This window comes from Micromonospora sp. DT68, assembly GCF_049847245.1.
GTDB lineage: Bacteria > Actinomycetota > Actinomycetes > Mycobacteriales > Micromonosporaceae > Micromonospora > Micromonospora profundi.
Window position 1 is genome coordinate 115496 of the sequence record NZ_JBNCNZ010000001.1, and the last position, 20043, is coordinate 135538.

Below are 20043 nucleotides of genomic sequence, written 5' to 3' on the forward strand. Positions count from 1 at the left end.
GGCTCAGCGCCGATCCATCCGGCGGGTCGCCGCGTCGAGGTCGCCGATCATCCGCTGGAACCCGCGGAAGGCGTCCTCCGAGACCCGTCCGAGCTGCTCGGTGAGGGCTGCGCTGTCGACACCGGCCGCCGCCGTCAGCTCGGCCCGCCGGACGCGCTCGTCGGCCTGAGCCGCCTGGACCGCCTCCAGGACGTACTCGGCGATCGCGCTGGTGCCGGCGCGGGACAGGCTCGGGTCGATCACGAGGCTCTGAAGGCCGCCGTACGCGCCGACCTCCGCTTCGACGAGCCCGTCCCCGCCGACGCCCCGGCCCACCATCTGCTCGGCGGTCGGTGCCGCAGTGTCGTCGTCGGCCGCCGGTTGGGGCGAGGCCGCGGCACCGGCCTGGCTCAGGAGGCGCATCGCCTCTTCGAGTGACCGGCTCAGGCCGGACGGATCGATCCCACTCGCCATGTCGTCCCCCTACGACTCGCAGTCCTGCCCCGGGGAGCGACAGTACCAACGTCCCCGCAACGTTCGCGGCCCCGTAAAGTCCCTTGTGGACGAGGTTGGCGGCGCCACGCGAGCCCGGCGACCTGCGCCGCCCGACCCCCACGGAGCCGGGCGGATCACCGCCAGTCGGCGAGGATCGCGTCGACCGCCACAGCGTCGCGTTCCGGATCCGGGGCGGGAGCGGGCCGATCGGTGGGCGTCCGGTCGAAACGCGGTGCCGGTGCCGGCTGGATCTCACCGTCCACCTCGACGAACGTGCCTCGGGCCGCATTGTGCGGATGCCGGTACGCCTCACCGGGCGCGAGGACCGGAGCGACGCAGGCGTCCAGGTCGGCGAAGACCGCCGTCCACTCGTCCCGGGTCCGCTCGGCGAACCGCTCGGTGAACAGTCGGTGCAGCTCGTCCCAGCCGCTCGGGTCGTACTGGGCGGGCAGGTCCGGCTCGTCGGCGAGACCCAGACCCGTCAGCAACACGGCGTAGAAGGCGGGTTCCACGGCGCCCACTGCCATGAAGCCGCCGTCGGCGGTGGCGTACGTGTCGTAGAACGGCGCGCCGCCGTCGAAGATGTTGCGCCCACGCGGGGCGGCCCACAGGCCGGCGCCGAGCATCCCGTGCAGGAACGACGTGAGCAGGGCGGACCCGTCGACCATCGCCGCGTCGACGACCTGGCCGACACCGGAGCGTTCGCGTTCCAGCAGCGCGGCAAGCACGCCCACCGCGAGCAGCATGCCGCCCCCGCCGAAGTCACCGAGCAGGTTCATCGGCGCGTGCGGGCGCTCGCCGGCCCGGCCCAGCGGTTCCAACGCACCGGCCACAGCGATGTAGTCGATGTCGTGCCCGGCCCGGGACGCCAGCGGGCCGTCCTGGCCCCAGCCGGTCATACGCGCGTACACCAGCCGGGGGTTTCGGGCCTGGCACGTCTGCGGCCCGAAACCCAGCCGCTCGGCGACACCCGGCCGGTAGCCCTCGACGAGCACGTCGGCGGCGTCCGCCAGGCGCAGCAGATCCGCCACCCCCGCCGGGGACTTCAGGTCCAACGTGGTAACCCGGCGTCCGCGCTGCAACGGCCCACCGGTCGGCGCGGCCAGCCGCCCCGCACCCGGGCCACCCGGCCGGTCCACCCGCACGACGTCCGCGCCGAGGTCGGCGAGCATCATGCAACCGAACGGCGCGGGTGCGAGACCCGCCAGCTCGACCACCCGTACCCCCGCCAGCGGCCCGCCGCGCGCCGGACCGCCCGCCGCTGCGCCGGGGCCCGGGGCCGTCACGCGACGCCAGCCGGTGCGACGGTACGGGCGGCGAGCCGCTCCTCCAGGTCGGCCGGAGGTGTGAAGCGGTCACCGTAGCGGGAGGCCAGCTCACTGGCACGGGCCGCGAAGCCGGCCGGACCGCCCGCGTACTGCCGGACGTAGCGGATCACCCCTCCCGTCCAGGCCGGGAAGCCGATGCCGAAGATCGAACCGATGTTGGCGTCGGTCTCGGTACGCAGCACGCCCTCATCGAGGCAGCGCAGCGCGTCCAGCGCCTCGGCGAAGAGCATCCGCTCCTGGAGGTCGGTGAACGGCACCGCCCGGCCGGCGTCGGTGATCAGGTCGGCGAGCCCCGTCCACAGCCGCCCTCGCGTGCCGTTGTCGTAGGAGTAGAAGCCGCGCCCCGCCGCGCGCCCCGGCCGCTCGTACGCGTCGACAAGCTCGTCGACGAGGCGGTGCGAAGGCAACGGCAGGAAGTCCCCGCCGGCGGCCTCGAACTGGCGCCGGATCCGCTGGATGAGGGTGAGGCTCACCTCGTCGGCGAGCGCCAGCGGCCCGGTCGGGTAGCCGGCCTGGAGAGCTGCCTGCTCCACCGACGCGGCCGGTACGCCCTCGGCGACCATGCCGACAGCCTCGTCGATGAACCGGCCGATGACCCGGCTGGTGAAGAAGCCCCGACCGTCGTTGACGACGATCGGCGTCTTGCCGATCCGCCGGCCGAGGTCGAACGCCCGCGCCAGGGCGACGTCGCCGGTCTGCTCGCCCACCACGATCTCCAGCAGGGGCATCCGGTCCACTGGGGAGAAGAAGTGCATGCCGATGAAGTCGGCCGGCCTGTCCACGCCGGCGGCCAGCCCGGTGATCGGCAGGGTCGAGGTGTTGGAGGCGAGCAGGGCGCCCGGCGCCAGCACCGGCAGCACCTCGGCGAACACCTTCTGCTTCAGCGTCGGGTCCTCGAAGACCGCCTCGATGACCGCGTCGCAGCCGGTCAGAGCGTCGACCTGGTCGGTGGTGCTGATCCGGTCCAGGACGGCCCGGGCATCGGCCTCCGAGGCGCGCCCCTTGCGGACCTTGCGGGCCAGCAGCCGTTCGGCGTGCTCCCGGGCCCGCCCGGCGGCCTCCGGGGAGACGTCCTTGACCACCACGTCGATGCCGGCGCTGGCGCAGGCGTACGCGATGCCGGCGCCCATCATGCCCGCGCCGAGCACCGCCACCCGGCGCACCGGCGGCGCGTCCGCCACGGACGGGCGGGCGGCGCCGCCGTTGACGGCCTTCAGGTCGAAGAAGAACGCCCCGATCATGTTCTTGGCTACCTGCCCGGTGAGCAGGCCGATCAGGTGCCGGGTCTCCACCGTGAACGCGGTCTCCAGGTCGACCTGGGCGCCCTCCACTGCGGTGGCAAGGATCGCCTCCGGCGCGGGCAGTCGGGCACCCTTGAGCTGCTTGCGAAGGGTCGCCGGGAAGGCCGGCAGTTGCGCCGCAAGCGATCGGCTGGCGGGTGTGCCGCCGGGCATCCGGTAGTCCGGGCGGTCCCACGGCTGCTGTGGGCGCGGGTTGGCGGCGATCCAGGCGCGGGCCCGGTCCAGCATCTCCGTCTCGGTGGCCACTACCTCGTCGACGATCCCGACGGCCAGGGCGTCGGCCGGGCGCATCCGGCGGCCGGTGAGCAGCACGGTGGTCAGCGCGCCGGCCAGGCCGAGCATGCGTACCGTCCGGGTGACGCCGCCGGCACCCGGCAGCAGACCCAGTGTCACCTCGGGCAGTCCCAGCCGCGAGCCGGGCACTTCCAGCGCGATCCGGTGGTGGCAGGCGAGCGCGATCTCCAGGCCGCCGCCGAGCGCCGAGCCGTTGAGGGCGGCGACCACCGGTCGGCCCAGCGTCTCCAGCCGGCGCAGGTCCCGTTTGATGGTGCCGAGCAGATCGGCAAGCCCGGGGGCATCGGCGCCTGTCGCCCGGATCATCATCGGCAGGTCACCACCGGCGAAGAACGTCGACTTCGCGCTTGTCACGATGACTCCGGCGAGGTCTGGCTCGGCCTCCAGCCGGTCGAGCACGGCGCTCATCGAGGCGACGTACGCGCGGTTCATTGTGTTCGCGGACTGGTCGGGGTCGTCAAAGGTGAGCGTGACGATGCCGTCGGCGCCGCTGTCGTACCGGATGGTGTTTGTCATTGTGGTCCTCCGGGTCAGCAGCGCTCGATGACGGTGGCGACGCCCATGCCGCCGCCGATGCAGAGGGTCACGACGGCGCGGCGCAGGTCGCGGCGTTCCAACTCGTCCAACGCGGTGCCGAGCAGCATCGCTCCGGTCGCGCCGAGCGGGTGGCCCAGAGCGATCGCGCCGCCGTTGACGTTGACGCGGTCCGGATCCAGCCCGAGGTCGCGGACGTACTTGAGGACCACTGCGGCGAAGGCTTCGTTGATCTCGAACAGGTCGATGTCGTCGAGGGTCAGGCCGGCGGCGGCGAGCGCCTTGTGGGTGGCCGGGATCGGGCCGGTCAGCATCAGCGTCGGGTCGGCGCCGGTGACCGCCGCGCCGACGATCCGGGCGCGCGGGGTGAGGCCGAGGTCCCGGCCGACCTGCTCCGAGCCGACAAGCACCAGCGCGGCACCGTCCACGATTCCCGACGAGTTGCCGGCGTGGTGGACGTGCTCAATGGCCTCCAGCCAGTGGAACTTCTGCAAGGCGACAGCGTCGAAGCCGGCAGCCTCGCCAATCGTGGCGAAGGACGGCGTGAGCTTGGCCAGCCCTTCCCGCGTGGTGTCCGGGCGGAGGTGCTCGTCCACACTGAGGATGTCCAGCCCGTTGGCGTCGCGGACCGGCACCACCGAGCGGGCGAAATGCCCACCCGCCCACGCCTTGGCGGCCCGCTCCTGCGAGCGCAGCGCGTAGCCGTCCACGTCGTCGCGGGTGAAGCCCTCAAGTGTGGCGATGAGGTCGGCGCTGACGCCCTGCGGCACGAACGACGTGGCAAGCGCGGTCTGCGGGTCGGTGGCCCAGGCGGCACCGTCGGCGCCCATCGGCACCCGCGACATCGACTCCACCCCGCCGGCCAGCAACAGGTGCTCCCAGCCGGAACGGATCCGCGCGGCGGCGGAGTTGACAGCCTCCAACCCGGAGGCGCAGAACCGGTTGAGCTGCACCCCGCCCACCTCGTCGGGCAGCCCGGCCAACAGGGCGGCGGCGCGCGCCAGGTCACCGCCCTGCTCGCCGACAGGTGTGACGATGCCGAGCAGCAGGTCCTCCAGCCGCCCGACGTCAAGGCCCGGGTTGCGCTCACGCAGCGCGTCGATCAGGCCGACGACAAGGGAGATCGGCTTGACCCCGTGCAGCGCGCCGGTGTCCCGGCCGCGTCCGCGCGGGGTGCGGACCGCGTCATAGACGTACGCCTCAGAGGACACGGGCGATCAGCTCCTTCATGATCTCGTTGGTGCCGCCGTAGATCTTCTGGACGCGGGCGTCGGCGTACATCCGGGCGATGGGGTACTCGGTGGTGTAGCCGTAGCCGCCGAAGATCTGCAGGCAGCGGTCGACGACCTCGCACTGGCCCTCGGTGAGCCACGACTTCGCCATAGCTGCGGTCGCCACGTCCAGGTCGCCACGGCTGTGCCGGACGATGCAGTCGTCCAGGAAGACCCGACTGACCCGGGTGCGGGTGGCGCACTCGGCGAGCACCATCCGGGTGTTCTGGTGGCCCATCAGCGGCTTGCCGAAGGCGGTGCGCTCCTTCGCGTACGCGACTGTCAGCTCGACGGCGCGTTCCATGGCGGCGACCGCCCCGACGCCGATGACCAGGCGCTCCTGCGGAAGCTGCTGCATCATCTGGATGAAGCCCAGCCCTTCGGCGCCGCCCAGCAGGTTGGCCGCAGGCACCCGGAAGTCGTCGAAGAACAACTCGGCGGTGTCGTTGCCGTGCAGCCCCACCTTGGACAGCAGCCGGCCCCGGCGGAAGCCCTCCGGGTCGCCGCCGACCTCGCAGACCAGCAGGGAGATGCCGGAGGCCCGCTGCTCGGGGTCGGTCTTGACCGCCATGACGATCAGGTCGGCCAGGCCGCCGTTTGTGATGAACGTCTTCGCGCCGGTGACCAGGTAGTCGTCACCGTCGTGGACCGCCCGGGTGCGCATCGCCTGGAGGTCGGAGCCGCCATCGGGCTCGGTCATCGCGATCGCGCCGACCAGCTCACCGCTGCACAGTCCGGGCAGCCAGCGTCGCTTCTGCTCCTCGCTGCCGTACTCCACCAGGTAGCCGGTGACGATGCCACTGTGGACGGCCAGCCCGAGGCTGCTCTCCCCGGTGTGGGCCTGCTCGTGCAGCAGCACCGCCTCGTGCGTGAAGCCGCCGCCCCCACCGCCGTACTCCTCCGGCACTGACAGCCCGAGCAGCCCCAGCTCACCGGCGCGCCGGTAGTGCTCGCGATCCGGGTGGCCCTGGGCCAGCAGGCGCTCGGTGTGCGGCAGCACCTCCTTCGTGAAGAAGGTGCGGGCCAGGTCGGCGAGGTCGTCGTGCTCCGGCTGCCGCCAGGGCGAGGGGGGACCGTCGAGTGCGGGCGTCGGCATGTCCACCACCCTCGCGCGCTGTTGGCAGCCTGTCAATAACTCTTGATCCACACGCCTTCCTTGATATCGGGCTATCCGCAGCGTGGGGACACCCCGATGTCAGGGAAGGCGAGTCGATCAAGGCGGCGCGGCGGTCGACGCCCCGGGCCGACGTCGTGAGCTGCCGATAAGGTCGGGCAGATGAGTGTCGAGACGGCTCCGCGCCGCCGCCGTCTGGAGCCGGACGCCCGACGCGGGCAGATCCTGGCCTGCGCGGTCCGGCTGTTCGGCGAGCGCCCGTACGCGGACGTGTCGACCACCGACATCGCCCGCGAGGCAGGCGTCGCCAGAGGGCTTGTCAACCACTACTTCGGCGCCAAGAAGGACCTCTACCTGGAGGTCGTCCGGGTCATGGTGACCATCCCCGAGGTCGCCGTGGAACGACTGCCCAAGGGCGACCTGCGCACTCGGATCGACGCCAGCGTCACCTGGTTCCTCGACGTGGTGTCACGGCACAGCACATCCTGGCTGGCCGCCGTCACGGCGCGGGGCATGGGTGGCGACGCCGACGTGGAGCGGGTGCTCGCCGAGGCCGAGGAGGTCGCCGCGGACCGGATGCTCGTCGCCGTCGGGCTTGCCGACGAGGCGGAGCACCACGAGGAGTTACGCGGGATGGTCCGGGCGTACTGCGGCCTGGCGACCTCGACCGCCCGGGAGTGGCTCCAGCGCGGCGCGCTGACCCGCCCTCAGGTGCACCTGCTGCTCACCACCACGCTGCTGACGATCGTGGAGCAGGTCATCCCGCAGGTCATCGCTGGAGGTGTGAGGCAGGAGACTCGGCAAACGCCGGACTGAAATAGGCATACGACTTACGCTTATTTCGTCGGTGGACGTGCGCCGACGGTCGCGACCCGCGTCGCCGAGGAGGAGACATGTCCCCATCCGCCCTGTCCTACGAGGTACTGGTCCTGGATGGCCCGATCCGGGCCGGAGACCAGCGCATGCCGGACGGCTCGCCCATCCACTTCAATCCGACAGCCACCACCCTGATCTCGGGAGCCGAGGAGGCGCTGCTGGTGGACCCGCCGTTCACCCATGAGCAGATCGCGACGGCGGGCGACTGGATCGAGCGGTCGGGCAAGCGGCTGACGGCCATCTACGCCACCCACGGGCACGGTGACCACTGGTTCGGTGCCCCTGAGCTGGTCAAGCGCTTCCCCGACGCCGTCACCTACGCGACGCCCGGCACCATCGAGGTCATGCACCAGCAGGCCACCGTCGGGCGCCAAGAGGTGTTCGACAAGGTCTTCCCCGGGCTGATCCCGGAGTCGCCCGTCGACGCCATTCCGGTGCCGCCCGGCGGAATCCTGCTCGAAGGAAACGTCGCCCAGCCGGTCGAGACCGGGCACACCGACGGCGACCAGACCACAGTCCTGCACGTGCCGTCGATCGGCCTCGTGGTGGCCGGCGACGTCGTCTACAACGGGGTCCACCAGTACCTGCTGGAAACCGTCAACGGTGGTCTGAGGGAGTGGCTCAAGGCCCTCGACCGCGTCGAGGCCCTCGCGCCCCGGGCAGTGGTCGCCAGCCACAAGAACCGCAGCCTCCCCGATGACCCGTCGAGCATCGACGAGACCCGCAGGTACCTGCTGAACGTGGAGCGGCTGTTGGCTGAGAAGTCCACAGCCATCGAGTTCTTCGACGCGATGATGGAGCTCTATCCGGACTGGGTGAACCCGGGCCCGCTGTGGTACGGGGCGCTCGGCCTGATCGGAAAGTGATGTGACAATGCCGTCGGTGTCCCCTCCGCCGTGGCCCGCCACCGCGAGATACGGCCTCGACCCCGCACCGGGCGGCCTCGGGCTCGTCCAGGACCTACTCAACACGCTCCCGGCCGGAGCCCCACGCCAGCCGGATCTCCTCGGCGATCTCGACAGCGCCACGCAGTGGGCGCACGATGTCTGCGCCCGGTGGTCGACGGCCACCGGGCGGCCGGCACCCGACGTGACGCTCGACCCGGCGGACCTGCGGGCGCTGCGAACCTTCCGCGACGAGCTGCGGTACGGGATCGACGCCAGGCTGCACGCCACACCGGAATCCGGGCCGCCCGAGCCGGTGCCGGCCGCTCGTGCGACAGGTGCCACGCTTCTGCTGGACGGGGACGGCTCGGTCCACCTCGATCCCGCCGGGACAGGGGTCGAGTTGCTTGTCTCCCTCGTCCTGGCGGAGTTGTACGCGGCGCAACTCACCGACGTCGGCAGGCGCATCAAGACCTGCCGCAACCCCCGGTGCCAGGTGGCGTTCTACGACCGTTCCCGCAACAACAGCGGGGTCTGGCACTCCGTCCGCGTCTGCGGCCTTCCGGCGAACCTGCGCGCCCACCGGGCACGCCGGCGACAGGCGGGCTGAGCAGGCTCAGGCGGCCCGTCGGTCGCCGGTCCGTGCCGCCGGTGCCGCGTGCCGGTCGGCGGCCTGCGCGGGGTACGCCCCGGAGTTGACCACCCGCAGCGGCCGGTCCACCTCTTCGGGGCGGAACCGCCAGCGTGACGGTGCCTGCTGCCGCTGCGGCGAGGGCCCACCGGGGCGCAGCCCGGGGCGGGACAGCAGCACGGTGATCAGATAGCCGACCACCAGGAAACCGTGGCTGACCAGCCGCTGCCCGTCCACCGAGCCGGTGGCCAGGTCGTTCACCGAGAGCAGCAGCAGCGTGCCGACGAACGCGCTGAGCATCGGCAGCAGCCCGGCCGGCGGGGTGCGGCGTACCGCCACGAAGAGGAAGCCGGCACCCACCGCGACGTTCCAGGCGGCCGACTCGTGCCACAGGTGCTGGCCGGTGGGGTGCAGGTGGTCAGTGGCCGCGCCCCTACCCACCTGGGCCAGGCCGAGCACCAACTGCACCGCGCCGAGCAGGCCGAGCGCCGCGCGCAGCCCGGCGACCAGGGGTCCGCGCCCGGCCAGGCGTCGCCACCACGACTGCCGGGGCGGCGGGGTCGCCGCGGCGGCGGCCAGGATCGCGGCGGCCCGGTCGGGAACGTCGGTGACCAAACGGGTACGAACCCGACGGGTCACCGCAGCCGCCGCCGTGAACCAGGCCCGGCAATCGGCGCACTCGTCGAGGTGCACCTGCGCCGCCGCCCGTTCGTCGGCGGTCTCCTCCCCGTCCAGCTGCGCGGACAGGACCTCCCGCCACTGCTCACACCCCATGTACCGGTAGTCGCTCCGGCGGTCGCTCCGGTTCCCGGCGACCGTCACCCGTTGTGGAATACTCGCCGGACCATGACGCGCTACGGCCTGCTGATCCTGCCCGCCACCAACCGGGTGTACGCCCGCTCCGCCGTCGACCTCACCCAAGCCGAGCTGGAGATCTTCGGCCGCTCGGCGCTCGACGGTCGGATCGGTGAGTTGGACACCGAGGTCGTCGGTGGGGCGTCCTACGTGACGTTCGCCGGCGACGGGCTGACCGAGCGTGACTTCGCCGTCCTGGGCAATCTCTCCGCCGGGTACGCGCTGTTCGAGATCGTCGGCGACCTGCTGCGCCCGGTCGAGTGGACCAGGCTGGACCGCTACGACGACGACCTGCTCACCATCCAGAAGTACCCGGGCAAGACCAACGAGCAGTTCACCAAGCTGCTGCTCAACGTCACACTGCTCGCCTCGGACTGGGCCGGCGAGCTGACCGACCGGCGGTTCCGGGTGCTCGACCCGCTGTGCGGTCGGGGCACCACCCTCAACCAGGCGCTGATGTACGGCTTCGACGCCGCCGGGGTGGAGCGCGACCAGAAGGACGTCGAGGCGTACCGGGCGTTCATCACCACCTGGCTGAAGCAGAAGCGGATCAAGCACCGGGTGCTTGAGTCGGGTCCGGTACGGCGGGAGCGCAAGGTTGTCGGCCGTCGGGTGCGGATCGAGCTGGCACCGACCCGTGAGGAGCACAAGGCCGGTCGCACGCAACTGCTGGACGTGGTGAACGCGGACACCACCAGGTCGGGGGAGTTCTTCCGGCCGGAGACCGTCGACCTGATCGTGGCGGACGCCCCGTACGGCGTGCAGCACGGCAGTCGTACCGCCGATCATGGGTTGACCCGTGATCCGCTGAGGCTGCTCGCGGACGCCGCGCCGGTCTGGGCACGGCTGCTGCGGCCCGGCGGCGCGCTCGGCATCTCCTGGAATACCCACGTGGCCAGCCGGGACGACGCGGCGGCGGCACTTTCCGACGCCGGCCTGAGCGTTGTCGACGCGGAGCCCTACCGCGCGCTGCGGCACCGGGTGGATCAGTCGATCATGCGTGACGTGCTTGTGGCCCGCCGCCCGGCCTGACCGGCCCCCGCCTCCGCCTGCACCACGCCGCGCGAGCCACCCAGCCGGGTCGCTCGCGGTCACTTCCGTTGTGTCCTTTGCTCTGCTTCAACCAGCGCAACGGTGACAGCGCCTCCGTGTTGCGTCCGTTGAAGCAGAGCAAAGGGCGAACAACAACCAGCCTCAGCCTGCTCTGTGCCGCATTTCACCTGTTCAGGCACGGGTGTGAAAACCGCGTCAAGAAACGGTTCGCCGCCGTATTTGTCGCGTCACGACCTCTGCCGACCGGCGCGTAGCGGGGCTTTGATTGCCCCGCGCGACCGGAAGGCGGTCGCGCGAACCTAGCCGGTCTGAGGGAGTCAGCGTGTCTGACGTGGTGTTCGTGGTCCTGACGGTGGCGCTGTTCGCAGCGCTCGCCCTGGTGATCCGGGCGGTGGAGAAGCTGTGAACGCGGTAAACGCCGTCGGCCTGGTGCTCGCGATCGTCCTGGGCGCGTTCCTGGTGTTCGCCCTGTTGTTCCCGGAGCGCTTCTGATGACCATGACAACAGCGGGCGTCATCTTCGTGTTGACGCTTGTGGCGGCCATCGTCGCCGTCTACAAGCCGTTCGGCGACTACATGTTCCGGGCGGTCGCCGGCACCAAACAATCCCGGGTTGAGCGGGGGATCTACCGACTGGTCGGGGTCAACCCGGCCTCCGAGCAGACCTGGGGCGTGTACGCCCGCAGCGTGCTGGCGTTCTCCGGCATCTCGCTGCTGTTCCTGTACCTGTTCCAGCGGGTGCAGAACCACCTGTGGCTGTCACTGGGCTTCGACGCGGTGGTGCCGCACGGCGCGTGGAACACGGCCGTGTCGTTCGTGACGAACACCAACTGGCAGTCGTACTCGGGTGAGTCGACAATGGGCCACCTCGTGCAGATGGCCGGCCTGGCGGTGCAGAACTTCGTCTCGGCGGCGGTCGGCATCGCGGTGGCGGTCGCGCTGATACGCGGGTTCGCCCGCAGCCGCACCGGGCAGCTCGGCAACTTCTGGGTCGACCTGACCCGGATCGTGCTGCGGATCCTGCTGCCGATCGCGGTGCTCGGCGCCATCGCGCTGATGATCGGCGGGGCGGTGCAGAACCTGTCCGGCGGCACCGACGTCACGACGCTCACCGGCGGCTCCCAGACCATCACCGGTGGGCCGGTCGCCAGCCAGGAAGTGATCAAGGAGTTGGGCACCAACGGCGGCGGCTTCTACAACGCCAACAGCGCCCACCCGTTCGAGAACCCCACCTCGTGGACGAACTGGCTTGAGATCTTCCTGATCCTGCTGATCCCGTTCAGCCTGCCCCGGGTGTTCGGCCGGATGGTCGGGCAGAACCGGCAGGGCTACGCGATCGCCGCGGTGATGGGCATTCTCGCGGTCGCGAGCGTCGCCCTCACCAACATGTTCGAGCTGGCCGGTCAGGGCACCGTTCCGCAGGCCGTCGGCGCGGCGCTGGAGGGCAAGGAGGTCCGGTTCGACGTCTCGAACTCGGCGACCTTCGCCGCCGCCACCACGCTCACCTCGACCGGCGCTGTGAACTCGTTCCACGACTCGTTCACATCGCTCGGCGGCATGATGCCGATGGTCAACATGATGCTCGGCGAGGTAGCGCCGGGCGGCACCGGTTCCGGCCTGTACGGCCTGCTCATCCTCGCGGTGATCACGGTCTTCGTGGCCGGCCTGATGGTGGGTCGCACGCCTGAGTACCTGGGCAAGAAGATCGGCTCACGGGAAATCAAGTTCGCCTCGCTGTACTTCCTGATCACGCCGATCCTGGTGCTCGTCGGCACGGCGGCGGCGTTCGCCACAGGCAACAACTCGACAGCGCTGAACGTCGGCCCGCACGGACTCTCCGAGGTGCTCTACGCGTTCACCTCGGCCAGCAACAACAACGGCTCCGCCTTCGGCGGCATCACTGTCAACACCACCTGGTGGGACACCGCGCTCGGGTTGTGCATGCTGCTGGGCCGATTCCTGCCGATCATCTTCGTGCTCGCGCTCGCCGGCTCGCTGGCCCGCCAGGCACCCACCCCCGCGTCCGAGGGCACCCTGCCGACCCACCGTCCGCTGTTCGTCGGGATGGTCGTCGGCGTCACAGTCGTCCTCGTCGCGCTGACCTTCCTGCCCGCGCTCGCGCTTGGCCCGCTGGCAGAAGGGCTCTGACCATCATGAGGAACGAGGACATGTCCGTGACATCCGGGCAGCTCGCCACCGCAGCCGACCAGGGCAAGCGGGTCGGCGGAGGCCTGCTCGACCCCCAGCAGCTCATCCGGTCCCTGCCGGACGCCGTACGCAAGCTGAACCCGGCCACCATGTGGCGCAACCCGGTGATGCTGATCGTCGAGGTCGGCGCGGCCTTCACCACGGTCCTGGCGGTGACCGACCCGTCGGTGTTCGCCTGGGCGATCACCGTCTGGCTCTGGCTGACAGTGCTCTTCGCCAACCTGGCCGAGGCCGTCGCCGAGGGGCGGGGCAAGGCGCAGGCCGCAACCTTGCGGCAGGCCAAGAAGGACACCATCGCCACCCGTCTGGTCGGCTGGAAGCCCGGCGCGCGGGCCAACAGCTACACCGACGAGGCAGTCGCAGCCCCGGAGTTGCGTCAGGGCGACGTCGTACTCGTCGAGGCGGGCGGCATCATCCCCGGCGACGGCGACATCGTGGAGGGCATCGCCAGCGTCGACGAGTCGGCAATCACCGGCGAGTCGGCTCCGGTCATCCGCGAGTCCGGCGGTGACCGCAGCGCTGTCACCGGCGGCACCAGGGTGCTCTCCGACCAGATCATCGTGAAGATCACCCAGAAGCCGGGGGAGAGCTTCATCGACCGGATGATCGCCCTGGTCGAGGGCGCCAACAGGCAGAAGACACCCAACGAGATCGCGCTGAACATCCTGCTCTCCGCGCTCACGATCATCTTCCTGCTGGCAGTTGTCACCCTCCAGCCACTGGCCATCTTCTCCAAGGCGTACCAGGCGGCGGCACCGGACAGCGGGGCGATCACCGACTCCGGCGTCACCGGGATCGTGCTCATCTCGCTGCTCGTCTGCCTCATCCCGACCACCATCGGCGCGCTGCTCTCGGCCATCGGCATCGCCGGCATGGACCGGCTCGTGCAGCGCAACGTCCTGGCCATGAGCGGCCGGGCCGTCGAGGCGGCCGGCGACGTCAACACCCTGCTGCTGGACAAGACCGGCACCATCACGCTCGGCAATCGGCAGGCCGCCGAGTTCGTACCCGTCGAAGGGGTCGCCGTCGAGGCGATGGCCGACGCCGCCCAGCTGTCCAGCCTGGCCGACGAGACCCCGGAGGGGCGCTCGGTGGTAGTGCTGGCAAAGAACGAGTTCGGGCTGCGCGAGCGCGAGGCCGGCGTGATGCCGCACGCCACCTTCGTGCCGTTCACCGCGCAGACCCGGATGAGCGGCGTCGACCTGACCCCGGACGGCAGCGTGGACGGGGGGGCGGTGGGCACTGCCCGCCGGGTCCGCAAGGGCGCCGCCGCCGCGGTGATGAAGTGGGTACGGGAGAACGGCGGCCACCCGACCGAGCAGGTCGGCGAGATCGTGGACGCGATCAGCAGCACCGGCGGCACCCCGCTCGTGGTCGCCGAGCACGTCGACGGTGAGCCCGCCCGCGCGCTGGGCGTCATCCACCTCAAGGACGTCGTGAAAGCCGGCATGCGGGAGCGGTTCGACGAGATGCGCCGCATGGGCATCCGCACGGTGATGATCACCGGTGACAACCCGCGTACCGCGAAGGCAATCGCCGACGAGGCCGGGGTGGACGACTTCCTGGCCGAGGCGACACCGGAGGACAAACTCGCGCTGATCAAGCGGGAGCAGGAGGGTGGCCGGCTGGTCGCCATGACCGGTGACGGCACCAACGACGCACCGGCGCTCGCCCAGGCCGACGTCGGGGTGGCGATGAACACCGGTACGTCGGCCGCCAAGGAGGCCGGCAACATGGTCGACCTCGACTCCGACCCGACAAAGCTCATCGAGATCGTGGAGATCGGCAAGCAGTTGCTGATCACGCGCGGTGCGCTGACGACGTTCAGCATCTCCAACGACATCGCGAAGTACTTCGCGATCATCCCGGCCATGTTCGCCGGCCTCTACCCGAGCCTGGACGCGCTGAACATCATGCGGCTGGCCAGCCCGGAGTCGGCGATCCTGTCCGCTGTCATCTTCAACGCCCTGGTGATCATCGCGCTGATCCCGCTCGCCCTGCGCGGCGTGCGGTACCGGCCGGCCGCCGCGTCGAAGCTGCTCAGCCGCAACCTGCTGGTGTACGGCCTGGGCGGCATCGTCGTGCCGTTCATCGGGATCAAGCTCATCGACCTGCTCATCCAGTTCATCCCGGGGATTTCGTGATGCGCCTACCCACCTGGATCGCCCAACACCTCGCCGCCCTGCGCGCCGTGCTCGTGTTCACGGTGCTGCTCGGGCTGGTCTACCCGCTGGCCCTGGTAGCGGTCGGTCAGCTGCCCGGCCTCAACCACAAGGCCGACGGCTCGCTGATCACCTCGGGCCCGACGACGATCGGCAGCTCGCTTATCGGCCAGTCCTTCACCGACGCCGACGGCAACCCCATCGGCCGCTACTTCCAGTCCCGTCCGTCGGCCGCCGGAGACGGCTACGACCCGACCTCCACAGCTGCCAGCAACCTCGGCCCGGAGAGCGTTGTCGACACCCTGGCCACCGACCCGGAGGAGTCCAGCGAAAGCCTGCTCACCCAGGTCTGCGGGCGCAGCAGGTCGGTCGGCGAGCTGAATGGCGTCGACGGCAGCCGCCCCTTCTGCACCGACGACGGGGTCGGCGCGGTGCTCGCTGTCTTCCGCGCCGACGGTCTGACCGGCCCGGTCACCCGGGTGGTCAGCGTCAACCAGGCTGCCCCGGCCACGCCGTTCGTGTCCTCGTACCAGGGGGTGCCTGTGGAGCTGGCCCAGCCCGGCGAGGACTACGTGGCCGCCGGCGGGCTGATCACCCCGATCCGCGGCGACGCCCCCGCCGAGCCGGCAGTGCCCGCCGACGCGGTCACCGCCAGCGGCAGCGGCCTCGACCCCCAGATCAGCCCGGCGTACGCCGAATTGCAGGTGAACCGGGTGGCGCGGGAACGCGGCGCGGACCCGGCGGCCGTCCGCAAGCTGGTGGACGAGCACACCACCGGACGAGGGCTCGGCTTCATGGGCGAGCCGGGGGTCAACGTGCTGGAACTCAACATCGCGCTCGACAAGCAGTACCCCGCTCGCTGAACGCGTAAGGAAGGGCCCCTTCTTAACGCCTCGCGTTAAGAAGGGGCCCTTCCTTCTGATCGGAGAGGATGGTTCCCGTGCCACGCGGAGAACTGCGCATCTACCTCGGAGCCGCCCCGGGCGTCGGAAAGACGTACGCCATGTTGGAGGAGGCCCAGCGGCGAGCCGCGCGCGGCACCGACGTGGTGATCGGCTTCGTGGAGACCCACGGCCGGCAGCAGACCGCCGCCATGGTCGGTGACCTGGAGCAGGTGCCCCGCCGCACGATGACCTACCGGGGCGCCGAGTTCACCGAGATGGACTTGGACGCGGTGCTGGCCCGCCGGCCGGAGATCGCTGTGGTCGACGAGCTGGCACACACGAACGTGCCCGGCTCGCGGCACGACAAGCGCTGGCAGGACGTCCAGGAACTGCTCGACGCGGGGATCGACGTGCTGTCCACGGTCAACGTGCAGCACCTGGAGTCGGTGAACGACGTCGTCGCGCAGATCACCGGCACGACCCAGCGGGAGACGGTGCCGGACGAGATCGTCCGCGCCGCCGAGCAGGTCGAGCTTGTCGACATGACACCCGAGGCGCTGCGCCGCCGGATGGCGCACGGCAACATCTACCGCCCTGACAAGATCGACGCCGCGCTCGGCAACTACTTCCGGGTCGGCAACCTCACCGCGCTGCGCGAACTGGCGCTGCTCTGGCTGGCCGACAAGGTCGACGAGCAGCTCGAGGTGTACCGCAGCCAGCAGGGCATCGCCGCGACCTGGGAGGCCCGGGAACGCGTCGTGGTGGCGCTGACCGGAGGCCCGGAGGGCGAGACGCTGATCCGCCGTGCCGCCCGTGTCGCCGCCCGCAGCAAGGGCGCCGACCTGCTCGCCGTGCACGTCGCCCGCAGCGACGGCCTGGCCGGCGCGGACCCGGCCCAGCTCGCCCGCCAGCGGGTGCTCGTGGAGAGCCTCGGCGGCACCTACCACCAGGTGCTCGGCACCGACGTGCCGGCCGCGCTGCTGGACTTCGCCCAGGGCGTGAACGCCACCCAACTGGTGCTCGGCGCCAGCCGGCGGGGACGCCTCGCGCAGATCTTCGCCCGGGGCGTCGGGGTGACCACCACCGCGCTCTCCGGCTCGATCGACGTGCACCTTGTCACCCACAAACAGGCAGGCAAGGGCCGTCGGGCGGCAGCGGTGCCGGCCGCGCTGTCGCGACGCCGGAGGCTGCTCGGCTTCGTCCTGGCCGCGCTGGGCATGCCGCTGCTCACCCTGCTGTTGAGGACGCTGCCCGACCTGACGCTCACAAACGACATCCTGCTGTTCCTCGCCGGGGTCGTCGGGGTCGCGCTTGTTGGTGGAGTGTGGCCGGCGCTTGTCGCCGCGCTGGGCGGCTCGCTGCTGCTCAACTGGTTCTTCACCCCGCCGTTCCGCACGTTGACGATCGCCGAGGCGGACAACCTGCTCGCCCTGGCCGTCTTCGTCGGCGTGGCGTTGGCGGTGAGCTGGGTCGTCGACGTTGCCGCCCGGCGTACCCGGGAGGCCGCCCGCGCCGCCGCCGACGCGCAGACCCTCGCCGCCGTGGCGGGTGGCGTCCTGCGCGGCGAACGCCCGCTGCCCGCCCTGCTGGACCAGCTCCGGGAAACCTTCGGGCTGCGCGCGGTGAGCGTGCTGGAGTTGGCCGAGGAGGCCAGCGGCCGTCCGGACAGGTCCCGCGAGGAGCACGCCTGGTGTGTCGTGGCCAGCGTCGGCGACCAGCCGGCCGGCACACCCGACGGCGGTGAGACGGCGGTACCGGTCGACGACCGGATCACAGTCGTGCTCAGCGGACGCCGACTGGAGGCCGCCGACCGGCGGATCGTCGAGGCGTTCGCCGCCCAGGCAGCCGTCGCGCTGCGCCAGGAACGGCTCGCCGAGGAGGCAGCCACCGCCAAACCCCTCGCCGCTGCCGACCGCATGCGCACCGCGCTGCTCGCCGCGGTCAGCCACGACCTGCGTACGCCGCTGGCGTCGGCGAAGGCGGCAGTCACCAGTCTGCGCAGCCACGACATCGAGTTCGACGAGTCCGACCGAGAGGAGTTGCTGGAGACCGCAGAGGAGTCACTGGACCGCCTCGCCCGGCTGGTCGCCAACCTCCTGGACATGAGTCGACTCCAGGCCGGCGTCCTCGGCATCACCGCGACCGCGATCGGCCTGGAGGACGCCGTACCTCTGGCGTTGGACGAACTTGGCCCGGCGGCCGCGACAGTCGCCACGGACATCCCGGCCGACCTGCCGGCGGCCACCGCCGACCCGGGCCTGCTGGAACGGGTGCTCGTCAACATCGTCGCCAACGCGCTGCGCTACAGCCCGCCCGACAAGCCACCCACGATCACCGCGAGCGCGCACGCCGGGCAGGTGGAGCTGCGGGTGATCGACCGGGGGCCGGGCATCCCGGAGGACCAGTGGGAGAACGTCTTCCTGCCGTTCCAACGCCTCGGCGACAGGGACAACCAGACCGGTGTCGGTCTCGGTCTCGCCCTGTCCCGGGGGCTTGTCGAGGCGATGGGTGGCAGCATCATCCCGGAGACCACCCCCGGTGGTGGGCTCACCCTGGTGCTGCGGCTGCCCGCCGCGCAGTCCAGCTCGGAGGGGCCGCAGGAATGACGCGCATCCTGGTCGTCGACGACGAACCGCAGATCCTGCGTGCCCTGCGGATCAACCTGCGCGCCCGCCGGTACGACGTGGACGTCGCCGGCACCGGCGCGGCCGCGTTGAAGGCCGCCGCCACCCATCCGCCGGACCTTGTGGTGCTGGACCTCGGCCTGCCCGACATCGACGGGGTGGAGGTGATCCGAGGGCTGCGCGGATGGACGGCCGTGCCGATCATCGTGCTCTCCGGCCGGGCCGGCAGCGAGGACAAGGTGGCGGCGCTCGACGCCGGTGCCGACGACTACGTCACCAAGCCGTTCGGGGTGGAGGAACTGCTGGCCCGCATCCGCGCGGTCACCCGACGGCTGGGTACGTCAAGCGAGGCGGTGCCGGCACTGCGGATCGGCCAGCACACGGTCGACCTGGCCGACCGCAGCGTACGACGGGACGACGGCACCGAGGTCAAGCTGACACCCACCCAGTGGAGCGTGCTGGAGAAGCTGGTGCGGCACCCCGGCAAGCTTGTCAGCCAGCGGCAGCTCCTCCAGGAGGTGTGGGGGCCGGAGTACCAGAACGAGACCAACTACCTGCGGCAGTACCTGGCCCAGTTGCGGCGCAAGCTGGAGGACGACCCGGCCCGCCCCCGGCACCTCATCACGGAGCCGGGAATGGGCTATCGCTACCGCCCCTGACCCGGCCCGCCTCCGGTGCCCGCCAGGGCCGGCATCCGGACCGGCGCTGTCGGTGCCGCCAGGTCGCCGACACTCTCGGCGAGCGGTGGCGCCACCAACAGCGGGTCGACCTGAATCCGGTCGATGCCGAGCGGGCGCAGCATTGCCCGCAACGCCGACTCGCAGAGTTCCTCCCACGGCTGGTCCGCGCCCATTGCGGCCACCAGCAGGTCGACCCGGGTGAAGGCGATCCCCACCCGCTGCCCCTGCGGTGAACGGCCGGTCCGCACCGTCCGTACCTGCCGTCCCGGCAGATTGCGCACCGGAACGGCGTACCTTGTCGCTGCCTCGTCCATCGTCGGTTGGTCCTCTCTGTCGATCCCACGCCGGTAGACGCCCGCCGATTTCCGGCGGGCCACGGTGGGGAGGCTCATGCGGCGGGCACCGCCCAGGCCGGGCTGTCCTTCGCCGTACGCGGGTCCGCCGGATCGGTCAGGTCGAGCGCGCGGAGGATGTAGTGCGCCACCGCGACCTCCACCCCGGCACGGCGACGCAGGTCGGCCACGGCGCGGTGCAGCACTGTCATGCTGTCGGCGGAGAGCCGCACCACGGCGTCGACGTCGGCGGCGATCCACCACGCGGCGACGGCGCAGGGCTCGTGCCGCAGGTACTCCACAAGGTGACTGCCGGGCGCGGACGGGCCGAGCCGGACGCTCACAAGCGCCTCGTGCCGGCGATCCGGCTCGCCCGCACCCGTGGAGGGCTCGGCCGGGCCGTTGTCCGGGTCAGTGACCGGCAGCGGGTGCCCCCGTTCCCAGCGCGTCATCCGCCAAGGACTCATGAACCCATCGTCACCACCGGGCGGTGAAGACGGGCCCGTCGATACGCGGTTTCGACGGGTCATCGTCAGTTC

The 20043-nt window shown here is 71.1% G+C and carries 18 protein-coding genes; 10 read left to right on the forward strand and 8 right to left on the reverse strand.

Translation table 11 applies throughout. The annotated features are described in order from the left end of the window. Window positions 1-3: 3 nt before the first annotated feature. The 5 genes from ACPXB1_RS00575 to ACPXB1_RS00595 form a co-directional block, all read right to left on the reverse strand. Window positions 4-453, reverse strand: coding sequence for a YbaB/EbfC family nucleoid-associated protein (locus ACPXB1_RS00575; protein ID WP_355588351.1), 450 nt, complete (start codon window positions 451-453; stop codon window positions 4-6). A gap of 155 nt (window positions 454-608) precedes the next feature. Then, the gene (locus ACPXB1_RS00580) at window positions 609-1760 is read right to left on the reverse strand and encodes a CaiB/BaiF CoA transferase family protein (protein ID WP_355630746.1); all 1152 of its coding nucleotides are present in this window, start codon (window positions 1758-1760) and stop codon (window positions 609-611) included. Continuing rightward, window positions 1757-3913, reverse strand: a complete 2157-nt coding sequence (locus ACPXB1_RS00585) for a 3-hydroxyacyl-CoA dehydrogenase NAD-binding domain-containing protein (protein ID WP_355630749.1) — start codon at window positions 3911-3913, stop codon at window positions 1757-1759. Before ACPXB1_RS00585 ends, ACPXB1_RS00580 begins: the two co-directional genes overlap by 4 nt. A 14-nt stretch (window positions 3914-3927) precedes the next feature. Then, the gene (locus ACPXB1_RS00590; protein WP_355588357.1) at window positions 3928-5142 is read right to left on the reverse strand and encodes an acetyl-CoA C-acetyltransferase; all 1215 of its coding nucleotides are present in this window, start codon (window positions 5140-5142) and stop codon (window positions 3928-3930) included. After that, a complete protein-coding gene (locus ACPXB1_RS00595) occupies window positions 5132-6298 on the reverse strand; it encodes an acyl-CoA dehydrogenase family protein (protein WP_355630752.1) in 1167 nt (388 codons plus the stop codon). The genes ACPXB1_RS00590 and ACPXB1_RS00595 overlap by 11 nt, the downstream gene beginning before the upstream one ends. A 180-nt stretch (window positions 6299-6478) precedes the next feature. Between ACPXB1_RS00595 and ACPXB1_RS00600 the strand changes: the two genes are divergently transcribed. The 3 genes from ACPXB1_RS00600 (at window position 6479) to ACPXB1_RS00610 (ending at window position 8686) form a co-directional block, all read left to right on the forward strand. Next, on the forward strand, window positions 6479-7132 hold the full coding sequence (locus tag ACPXB1_RS00600) for a TetR/AcrR family transcriptional regulator (RefSeq protein ID WP_355588361.1): 654 nt from the start codon (window positions 6479-6481) through the stop codon (window positions 7130-7132). A gap of 77 nt (window positions 7133-7209) precedes the next feature. Beyond that, window positions 7210-8058, forward strand: a complete 849-nt coding sequence (locus tag ACPXB1_RS00605; RefSeq protein ID WP_355588363.1) for an MBL fold metallo-hydrolase — start codon at window positions 7210-7212, stop codon at window positions 8056-8058. Window positions 8059-8065: 7 nt separating this feature from the next. Further along, window positions 8066-8686 carry a CGNR zinc finger domain-containing protein gene (locus tag ACPXB1_RS00610; RefSeq protein ID WP_355630755.1) on the forward strand — a complete coding sequence of 207 codons (621 nt, stop codon included), beginning with the start codon at window positions 8066-8068 and terminating at the stop codon, window positions 8684-8686. Window positions 8687-8692: 6 nt separating this feature from the next. On the opposite strand, the gene ACPXB1_RS00615 is transcribed toward ACPXB1_RS00610, so the two are convergent. Continuing rightward, complete coding sequence (locus tag ACPXB1_RS00615) at window positions 8693-9481, reverse strand: zf-HC2 domain-containing protein (protein ID WP_355630758.1); 789 nt, start codon at window positions 9479-9481, stop codon at window positions 8693-8695. A 72-nt stretch (window positions 9482-9553) separates the two neighbouring features. On the opposite strand from ACPXB1_RS00615, the gene ACPXB1_RS00620 reads away from it, so the two are divergent. From ACPXB1_RS00620 to ACPXB1_RS00650, 7 genes are all read left to right on the forward strand, one after another. Next, on the forward strand, window positions 9554-10594 hold the full coding sequence (locus ACPXB1_RS00620; RefSeq protein ID WP_355630761.1) for a TRM11 family SAM-dependent methyltransferase: 1041 nt from the start codon (window positions 9554-9556) through the stop codon (window positions 10592-10594). Between the two features lie 423 nt (window positions 10595-11017). Further along, a complete protein-coding gene (gene kdpF, locus ACPXB1_RS00625) occupies window positions 11018-11107 on the forward strand; it encodes a K(+)-transporting ATPase subunit F (protein WP_036390805.1) in 90 nt (29 codons plus the stop codon). Then, window positions 11107-12762, forward strand: a complete 1656-nt coding sequence (gene kdpA, locus ACPXB1_RS00630; protein ID WP_425734669.1) for a potassium-transporting ATPase subunit KdpA — start codon at window positions 11107-11109, stop codon at window positions 12760-12762. Before kdpF ends, kdpA begins: the two co-directional genes overlap by 1 nt. 20 nt (window positions 12763-12782) lie before the next feature. After that, on the forward strand, window positions 12783-14966 hold the full coding sequence (kdpB, locus tag ACPXB1_RS00635; protein WP_355630767.1) for a potassium-transporting ATPase subunit KdpB: 2184 nt from the start codon (window positions 12783-12785) through the stop codon (window positions 14964-14966). After that, complete coding sequence (locus ACPXB1_RS00640) at window positions 14966-15847, forward strand: potassium-transporting ATPase subunit C (RefSeq protein ID WP_355630770.1); 882 nt, start codon at window positions 14966-14968, stop codon at window positions 15845-15847. Before kdpB ends, ACPXB1_RS00640 begins: the two co-directional genes overlap by 1 nt. Before the next feature lie 77 nt (window positions 15848-15924). Next, window positions 15925-18474 (forward strand): sensor histidine kinase, encoded by a 2550-nt coding sequence (locus tag ACPXB1_RS00645; protein ID WP_355588375.1) that lies wholly within the window; start codon window positions 15925-15927, stop codon window positions 18472-18474. Then, window positions 18471-19151 (forward strand): response regulator, encoded by a 681-nt coding sequence (locus tag ACPXB1_RS00650; RefSeq protein ID WP_053658977.1) that lies wholly within the window; start codon window positions 18471-18473, stop codon window positions 19149-19151. The genes ACPXB1_RS00645 and ACPXB1_RS00650 overlap by 4 nt, the downstream gene beginning before the upstream one ends. Here the strand turns inward: ACPXB1_RS00650 and ACPXB1_RS00655 are convergent. Continuing rightward, a complete protein-coding gene (locus ACPXB1_RS00655) occupies window positions 19139-19564 on the reverse strand; it encodes an SAV_915 family protein (protein ID WP_355630773.1) in 426 nt (141 codons plus the stop codon). The genes ACPXB1_RS00650 and ACPXB1_RS00655 overlap by 13 nt on opposite strands. Further along, window positions 19561-19971, reverse strand: a complete 411-nt coding sequence (locus ACPXB1_RS00660) for a hypothetical protein (protein ID WP_355630776.1) — start codon at window positions 19969-19971, stop codon at window positions 19561-19563. Before ACPXB1_RS00660 ends, ACPXB1_RS00655 begins: the two co-directional genes overlap by 4 nt. Between the last annotated feature and the right edge of the window lie 72 nt (window positions 19972-20043).

Excerpts from the sequence above, each read along its gene's own strand:
- ACPXB1_RS00575 (WP_355588351.1), bottom strand. The coding sequence starts at position 453 with ATGGCGAGTGGGATCGATCCGTCCGGCCTGAGCCGGTCACTCGAAGAG.
- ACPXB1_RS00585 (WP_355630749.1), bottom strand. The coding sequence starts at position 3,913 with ATGACAAACACCATCCGGTACGACAGCGGCGCCGACGGCATCGTCACG.
- ACPXB1_RS00595 (WP_355630752.1), bottom strand. The coding sequence starts at position 6,298 with ATGCCGACGCCCGCACTCGACGGTCCCCCCTCGCCCTGGCGGCAGCCG.
- ACPXB1_RS00600 (WP_355588361.1), top strand. The coding sequence starts at position 6,479 with ATGAGTGTCGAGACGGCTCCGCGCCGCCGCCGTCTGGAGCCGGACGCC.
- ACPXB1_RS00605 (WP_355588363.1), top strand. The coding sequence starts at position 7,210 with ATGTCCCCATCCGCCCTGTCCTACGAGGTACTGGTCCTGGATGGCCCG.
- ACPXB1_RS00610 (WP_355630755.1), top strand. The coding sequence starts at position 8,066 with ATGCCGTCGGTGTCCCCTCCGCCGTGGCCCGCCACCGCGAGATACGGC.
- ACPXB1_RS00615 (WP_355630758.1), bottom strand. The coding sequence starts at position 9,481 with ATGGGGTGTGAGCAGTGGCGGGAGGTCCTGTCCGCGCAGCTGGACGGG.
- ACPXB1_RS00620 (WP_355630761.1), top strand. The coding sequence starts at position 9,554 with ATGACGCGCTACGGCCTGCTGATCCTGCCCGCCACCAACCGGGTGTAC.
- kdpA (WP_425734669.1), top strand. The coding sequence starts at position 11,107 with ATGACCATGACAACAGCGGGCGTCATCTTCGTGTTGACGCTTGTGGCG.
- kdpB (WP_355630767.1), top strand. The coding sequence starts at position 12,783 with ATGTCCGTGACATCCGGGCAGCTCGCCACCGCAGCCGACCAGGGCAAG.
- ACPXB1_RS00640 (WP_355630770.1), top strand. The coding sequence starts at position 14,966 with ATGCGCCTACCCACCTGGATCGCCCAACACCTCGCCGCCCTGCGCGCC.
- ACPXB1_RS00650 (WP_053658977.1), top strand. The coding sequence starts at position 18,471 with ATGACGCGCATCCTGGTCGTCGACGACGAACCGCAGATCCTGCGTGCC.
- ACPXB1_RS00655 (WP_355630773.1), bottom strand. The coding sequence starts at position 19,564 with ATGAGCCTCCCCACCGTGGCCCGCCGGAAATCGGCGGGCGTCTACCGG.
- ACPXB1_RS00660 (WP_355630776.1), bottom strand. The coding sequence starts at position 19,971 with ATGAGTCCTTGGCGGATGACGCGCTGGGAACGGGGGCACCCGCTGCCG.